Here is a 7,137-nt window from a genome sequence, read left to right on the forward strand (position 1 = left end):
TGGTCGGCATCATGCTCTTCCTCGCCTCCCCGGCTTCGGCGTTCATCACCGGCCAGACCATCGCCTGCGACGGCGGCTACACCCACAGCAGCTAACCCAAAGCACAGGCAGCCACAGGAGGACCCGCTCATGAAGCAACACCCACACCTCTATATCGACGGGCAATGGACCGAACCGGCCGGCACCCGGGTAGTTGAACTTATCGACCCCACCCGCGAGGAGCCCTTCGCGCAGATCACATTGGGAACGTCCGCGGACGTTGACCGCGCAGTCGCAGCGGCCCAAAAGGCATTCGAGACTTTCTCCACCACCTCGGTGGAAGAACGAATCGCGCTGATCGACCGGATCATCGACGCTTACGAGTCCCACATTGATGAGTTCTCCGAGCTGATCGCGCGCGAAGAGGGCATCCCGGTCAGCAACCGTGCCCAGGTCACCGGCCCGGCCGAGCACATGCGCGTCGCCCGGGACATTCTGCGCGAGTACCCGTTCGAGACGCGCATTGGCGGCGCTATTGTCCGCCGTGAACCCATCGGCGTCTGCGCACTGATCTCGCCCTGGAACTGGCCGGTCCAGACCGGCGTCATCAAACTTATCTATGCCTTGGCCGCCGGCTGCACCATTGTGGCTAAGCCCAGCATCAACTCCGCCGCCAGCGGTGCGCTACTGGCGCAGGTTCTGCACGAAGCCAAGGTCCCGGCTGGTGTGTTCAATCTCGTCAACGGCACCGGCCGTGAGGTAGGCGACGAACTGTCCCGGCACCCAGGCGTGGACATGATCTCCTTCACCGGATCCACCGGTGCTGGCCAGCAGGTAGGTGCCGCGGCCGCGGAGACCGTCAAACGCGTCAGTCTTGAACTGGGCGGAAAATCAGCCAACATCGTGCTCCCCGACGCTGACCTGGAAAAGGCGGCCCGCTGGAACATCCAACGCGCCTTCTTCAACGCCGGGCAGTCCTGCCACGCCCCTGCCCGCATGCTGATCCACGAAAGCCAGATCGATCAAGTCGTCCCGTTCCTCGTTGACGAAGCACAGCGCTTCCGGCTCGGTGACCCGCTGGACAGTTCCACGACCATGGGCCCGGTAGTCACCGCCGCACAGTACAAATCCATCAGGGATCTGATTCAAAGCGGCATCAACGAGGGTGCTGAGCTCGTCACCGGCGGCCTCGATCGGCCCGAAGGGATCGACCAGGGCTACTTCGTGCAGCCAACCGTGTTCACCGGCGTAACACCGGAAATGACGATCGCCCGCGAGGAAATCTTCGGACCCGTCCTGGCCGTCATTGCCTACCAGGATGAGGAAGACGCACTTCGTATCGCCAATGACTCTCCCTACGGCCTCGGCGGCTACGTGTTCGGCGGCGACAGGGCTAATGCCCGCCGTGTCGTGAACGGGCTCCGGGCCGGACGCGTGAGCTACAACGGCGCTGCCACGGACTCCTACACTCCCATGGGCGGATACAAGCAGTCCGGCATCGGCCGTTCCATGGGCAGGTTCGGGCTCGAGGAATACCTCGAAATCAAGTCCGTCTACGGCTTCGAGGACGAAGCACAAGCACTGCCGACTCTCTTCGGCTGAAAAAATTCGAGTCGATCAGGAGACGACAAGCATGAACAATCCAGCCACCCCCGTCCTGCGTAACGGTGTCAAGGACAAGCTGGCCAAAGGCGAAACCGTGTACTCCATGACCGTCAGGTTGGTACGGACCGTGGATATCGCCTCCATCGCCCACACCGCGGGATTCGATTCCGTTTACATCGACATGGAGCACAGCAGCTTTTCCCTGGAAGCAGCAGGTCAGATCTGCATGGCCTGCAACCACCTCGGCGTCACTCCCCTGGTCCGTGTTCCGGGCCTGGACCCCGCGTACATCGCCAGGGTCATGGATTCGGGTGCCATGGGCATCATTGTGCCCGACGTGGAATCGGCCGACCAGGCACGCGCCCTTGTTCGCGCGGTCAAGCACGCACCCCTGGGGGAACGATCCCTCGCCGGCGCCGCACCACAACTGAACTACCGCACGTACCCGCCCGCTGACGTTGTTCGGGTGCTTGATGAGTCCTCCATGGTCGTCGCAATGATTGAATCCCAGACAGGGCTCGACGCCGTCGAAGAAATCGCCGCCGTCGACGGACTCGACATGATCCTCGTCGGAGCCAATGACCTCAGCGTCGGGCTGGGGATTGCCGGGCAGATGGACCACCCCAGCGTGCACGACGCCTATCTGCGGGTCATCAAGGCAGCTCAGGCGAATGGAGTTTCGGTGGGGATCGGCGGCCTTGGAGGCTGGCCGGACCTGATCCGCCAGTACCTCGAGCTCGGTGCCGGCTACGTCTCCACCGGTAACGACATCACTTTCCTCAGCAGCGCCGCAAAGCAAAAACGTCAGCAGTTTGCGTAGCCGAGACAGTCACGGAACAGGGAATATGAAAATCTGCATATATGGGGCGGGAGCCGTCGGCGGGCATATCGCCGGCCGGCTCGCTGGAAGTGACGCCGAGGTGTCTCTGATCGCCCGCGGCGAACAGTTGGCCGCCATCCGCCAGAACGGGCTGCGGGTGGAAACCCGGGACGGGACACTCCTCTCACATCCTGTTGCTACGGACCGCCCGTCCGACCTCGGCCCCCAGGACATCGTCATAGTCACGGTCAAGGCCCCTGCCCTTCCCGCCATCGCCGAGGGCATCAAGTCGCTTCTTCATGAGGACAGCCTCGTGCTATTCGTCATGAACGGCATCCCCTGGTGGTACTTCCACGCCTCCGGCGGAGACCTGGACGGCACCCAGCTGCGACGCCTGGATCCCGAAGGTACCCTCTGGGACCATATCGGCCCCGAGCGCGCCATCGGTGCCGTGGCCTATACCGCCTGTACCGTTGTTGCACCTGGAGTCGTCAAGGCGGAGAACGCACGCAACCGCCTCATCATCGGTCGTCCCGACGGTAATGCTGACCCTCGCTTGGACGCGCTGGCATCGCTGCTGAATCCCACCGGGCTCGAGGTCAGCGTGACCACCAAGATCCGTGACGCCATTTGGGCGAAACTGGTCATGAACCTCATCGGGGGATCGTTGGCCGCCCTGACCGCATCCCCCATGAAGGATGTGCTCAACAAGCCCGCGATAGCCGGCACAGCCAAGGCAATGGCGGACGAGGGCGTCGCCATCGCCCGTGCACTTGGCTGCGACCCGCGTGATCCGGACGAAGGCCTGGCAAAGCTCGCAACCTCCAGCCACCTCCAAAGCATCGCCCAAGACCTGCTCGCCGAACGCTCCATGGAGATCGACGCCATGTTCCGCGTCCCGCTCGACCTGGCCGAACTGGCCCAGGTCCCCACGCCCAACCTTGACCTGATCATCGAACTTGCCACACAGCGCGCACGGGCTGCAGGCCTCTACAAGGACACCAACAGGTGAAAGCGGCGGGTGCCAAACCAGATGGTTGTCCCAGCTATTGGCATCCGCCGTTCCGGCTTGTGAGGGTCTCATGTGAGGTTTCAGGGACCGGAGTGAGTCGTCTCCGGCACGCAAAGGGCACTATCCGGCCTGAAAATCCGCTACTGACTTCAAGGGAAAACAATGATTCCGGATGATGAGCAAAAGGCCAGGAACGGCAGCAGCTGGAAGCTGGCAGCGGGCGAATACGTCGAAGTCACGGCACCGGGGATCGGGACCCGACGGGGCACCATCGAAGCAGTCATGCGTGACAAGTCTGGCTTCTGGTTAGCGGCCGATGGGGTGGAACCCCGCGTCTTCGTTCCACTCGAGGAAAAAGAATTACGCATTCGATCCGCCCCCTCGCAGGGAAAGTGCCCGCCGACGCGTTCGGCCGTTTGAAACGTCAGAGCTTAAGGGCAAGGAACGCCCGACCTCCTGACGCGGGCAGTTTTGCCGGGGCCGGCCGTACCCGCAGCCGGCCGGCCCCGGCAATCCAAACAGGACCACCAACTGGTCCCGAATCATCTGATAGATGCGGGAAGAAGGGAAGGCAGCAAGGTGGAAACCCCCACGGAGGCCGCTACGAGAGAGCCGTCGCCATTCGCTATGTACAGAACCCAGCTTTGCGATGGAGGCGGAAACAGTGACTGTCCCTTCTGCACCGGTCCGGAAACTGACTAACGCGCCGTGAAAAGACTGTGAGTCTGCCCTGGAGACTAATGTCCGGTAGTGCAGTCCGCCGTCGGCGACTGGCCCTCTTTGATCAGTTGTTGCCTACAATCTTGCGGAGATTTCCAGGGTCTGTGTGTAGTTCCCAGAGCTGTTCAGCCAGGGCGTCGGGAGCGAAAGCAGGGTCACCGCCACCGATCGCCCCGGGGATAATAAGCTGCCTGACATGGATACCCTCAGGCTGCAGGGCCGTGTGCAGCATTGACGCGTAGGCCGATTCACCTGCGAAGGCAGTTGAGGTTCCTGCCACGCGTTCATTGGGACTGACGGCGCTGGAACCATTGACAAAGAGGATGGTTCCCCGGCCCAATTCCCGCATTCCGCCAAGGACCTGCTGGACGGCCGTGGCCGGTCCGACAATGGAAAAAGCGGCGGCCGCTGCAAGGTCGTCAGCGGTCGTTTCCAGCACGGGGCGCAGGAACTCTTTCCTCGGAACCGGGCTGTACTGCAGCACTTCGATCGGGCCGAGCTCAGTTGCGGCGCGTTCCAGAGCAGCGCTCAGCGACTGGCGGTCCTCCACGTCGGCGGTGAAACCCTGCGCCTTGATCCCCTCATCGGCGAGGTCCCGTGCGAGAAGATCAACATGCTCCTGCGTCCGCGAAATCAAGGCGACATCAAAGCCGTCACGCCCGAAGCGCTTCGCCGTGGCGGCCCCGAGTCCCCCGCCGGCACCAATGATCGCGATAGTAGTCATCTGTCATCCATTCCTTTGGTTTTCAGCACGTCGTGTCACTAGATCCGAGCAGCATTGCCGCCCTTTTCCCCTATGCCGGCCGAGGCAGCGTCCCTCTGGTCCTGGTCTGGTACCTAGGGGCGCAGGAGGACCTTGATGGCGCGGCGTTCGTCCATGGCTTTGTAGCCTTCGGCTGCCTGGTCAAGAGGGAGTTCGAGGTCAAAGACCTTTCCGGGGTTGATCCGGCCCGTGAGGATGAGGTCGATCAGTTCGGGAAGGTAGTCCCGGACGGGGGCGGGGCCGCCGTGCAGGTGAACGTGTGAGAAGAACATTTCCAGGCCTGGGAGTGCGACATCGTGGGCAACGCCGACGTATCCGACGTGGCCGCCCCGGCGTGTTGCGCGGATGGCCTGCATCATGGACTCCTGAGTTCCCACGGCTTCCAGGACCGAATGCGCGCCCAGGCCGCCCGTGAGTTCCTTGATCTTCTCCACGCCTTCGTCGCCGCGTTCCTCCACGATGTCCGTGGCACCGAACTCGCGGGCTAGAGCCTGCCGGTCGGCGTGGCGGGACATGGCGATGATGCGCTCAGCGCCCATGTGTTTGGCTGCCAGGACGCCCAGGAGTCCCACGGCTCCGTCGCCGACCACCGCAACAGTCTTGCGGGGTCCGACTTCGGCGGCTTTGGCGGCGAACCAGCCCGTGCCCAGCACATCGGAGGCAGCGAGCAGCGAGGGGATCTTGTCAGCGTCCGGGATGCCAGGGGTGGCTACTAGGGTGCCATCGGCCAGGGGAACGCGCATGTATTCAGCCTGTGCGCCACCCACACCCTGCCGGTGCACGCAACCGCTTTGGTACCCGGAGCGGCAAATTTCGCAGGTGTTGTCCGAGGCGAAGAAGGACCCGACGACGAACTGTCCCACTTGAACGTTGTGCACGGCCGAACCGATCTCCTCTACGATCCCCACGTACTCGTGGCCCATCGCGACAGGTTCGGTCACAGTGTCGTCACCGCGATAGGGCCACAGGTCCGATCCGCACACACAAGCGGCGACGAGTTTAATGACGGCGTCCGTGGGTTCCTGGACGGACGGCCTGTCTCGGACCTCGACGCGGACGTCGCCGGCGGCGTGGAGAATGGTTGCGCGCATGCTTGGTGCTCCTTGTGTACTTGCTGCGATGGGTTATCTCCATCAAACCGGGGCCCTGCACTCCTAGCGAGGGCCCTGCTGAAACGGGTTATGGCAGACCCCCTTTAGAGGGGCCTGCCATCCTATGGAATCGACCCGATAACGATTAGTGGAAGGACCTGCCCCCATCTGTTGCGAGGGCCGATCCCGTGATGTAGGAGGATTCCGGGGTGGATAGGAAGAGAATGGCCCGGGCGATTTCGATTGGGTCGGCCAAGCGGTTGAGTGCGTAGTTTCCAACGTTTCCCCGATGCCCGTCGGCCATAGCTGTGTCGACCATGCCGGGACACACCGTGTTCACCCGGACTGTCGGCGCCAATTCCGCCGCCAGGGCTTTCGTCAGAGCGATGACGCCGCCCTTGGATGCAGCGTACGCCGTGTACCCGGGCGAGTTCGGCAGCAGCCCTGCCGCCGAAGCGATCGTGACAACCGTTGGTGACGTTTCCTGCAGAAGCCAGGGTATGCAGCTGCGGACTACGTTGTATGTGCCGGTGAGATTGATATCGATCACCCTGCGCCAGTCCTGAGCCGGCACGTCGACCGCGTGCCCACGAAACATGATGCCGGCCGCGTTGACTACACCATCAATTCCGCTGAGCGCGGCTGCAGCTTCCGCAACGGCACTGGCGACTGCCTCATCGTCGGTAATGTCGACGGGAAAAGCCGTACCCCCGATTTCTTCAGCGGCTTCCTGCAGCTTCTCCTTGTCACGATCAAGCAGCCCAACCGCCGCGCCTTCGCGCGCGAACAGCTGCGCAGTGCTTTTTCCGATACCGGAAGCGGCGCCCGTGATAATGATTCGGCGCCCTTTGAGCCGTTCAGTGCGCGGCTCTGCATAGTCACTCATGTCGTACTTTCCCTTGTCTGTAGTTGGTCATTTCCCTGTGCGCCTGAAAGACCGGTCCGCGGCAGGCTAACGGAGCACCGGCACTCGACCCCTTCTCAGGCACACCCGTCCCATCAGCTCAGCAGGCAAACAGCGCTGTTAATCGGTGTAGGGGAGGTCGCGTTGTGTGGTGAGGTCCCAGACGACTGCTTTGCGGCGGGTGTACATGGCGACGGAGTCGAAGCCGTTTTCTTTGCCGAAGCCGCTTTGTTTCATGCCGCC

Annotated in this window: 8 protein-coding genes; 5 read left to right on the forward strand and 3 right to left on the reverse strand. The window is 62.7% G+C overall.

The genetic code is table 11. The annotated features are described in order from the left end of the window. Positions 1–11: 11 nt before the first annotated feature. From ACFTSA_RS24140 to ACFTSA_RS24160, 5 genes are all read left to right on the forward strand, one after another. Positions 12–95 carry an SDR family oxidoreductase gene (locus tag ACFTSA_RS24140; protein WP_377954639.1) on the forward strand — a complete coding sequence of 28 codons (84 nt, stop codon included), beginning with the start codon at positions 12–14 and terminating at the stop codon, positions 93–95. A 34-nt stretch (positions 96–129) separates the two neighbouring features. Beyond that, complete coding sequence (locus ACFTSA_RS24145; RefSeq protein ID WP_377954627.1) at positions 130–1,581, forward strand: aldehyde dehydrogenase family protein; 1,452 nt, start codon at positions 130–132, stop codon at positions 1,579–1,581. 31 nt (positions 1,582–1,612) lie between these two features. After that, positions 1,613–2,404, forward strand: a complete 792-nt coding sequence (locus ACFTSA_RS24150; RefSeq protein WP_377954629.1) for an HpcH/HpaI aldolase/citrate lyase family protein — start codon at positions 1,613–1,615, stop codon at positions 2,402–2,404. Positions 2,405–2,429: 25 nt separating this feature from the next. Further along, positions 2,430–3,416: a ketopantoate reductase family protein gene (locus ACFTSA_RS24155; RefSeq protein ID WP_377954631.1), complete on the forward strand. Its 987-nt coding sequence runs from the start codon at positions 2,430–2,432 to the stop codon at positions 3,414–3,416. 162 nt (positions 3,417–3,578) lie between these two features. Continuing rightward, positions 3,579–3,836, forward strand: coding sequence for a hypothetical protein (locus tag ACFTSA_RS24160; protein ID WP_377954633.1), 258 nt, complete (start codon positions 3,579–3,581; stop codon positions 3,834–3,836). A 364-nt stretch (positions 3,837–4,200) separates the two neighbouring features. Here ACFTSA_RS24160 and ACFTSA_RS24165 read toward each other — a convergent pair whose 3' ends face one another. The 3 genes from ACFTSA_RS24165 to ACFTSA_RS24175 form a co-directional block, all read right to left on the reverse strand. Next, positions 4,201–4,860, reverse strand: a complete 660-nt coding sequence (locus ACFTSA_RS24165) for an SDR family NAD(P)-dependent oxidoreductase (protein WP_377954635.1) — start codon at positions 4,858–4,860, stop codon at positions 4,201–4,203. A 113-nt stretch (positions 4,861–4,973) separates the two neighbouring features. After that, a complete protein-coding gene (locus tag ACFTSA_RS24170) occupies positions 4,974–5,990 on the reverse strand; it encodes a zinc-dependent alcohol dehydrogenase family protein (RefSeq protein WP_377954637.1) in 1,017 nt (338 codons plus the stop codon). A gap of 145 nt (positions 5,991–6,135) precedes the next feature. Continuing rightward, positions 6,136–6,876: an SDR family NAD(P)-dependent oxidoreductase gene (locus ACFTSA_RS24175; protein ID WP_377954638.1), complete on the reverse strand. Its 741-nt coding sequence runs from the start codon at positions 6,874–6,876 to the stop codon at positions 6,136–6,138. Positions 6,877–7,137 lie beyond the last annotated feature (261 nt).

Source organism: Arthrobacter sp. NPDC057013 (assembly GCF_042674585.1).
GTDB lineage: Bacteria > Actinomycetota > Actinomycetes > Actinomycetales > Micrococcaceae > Arthrobacter.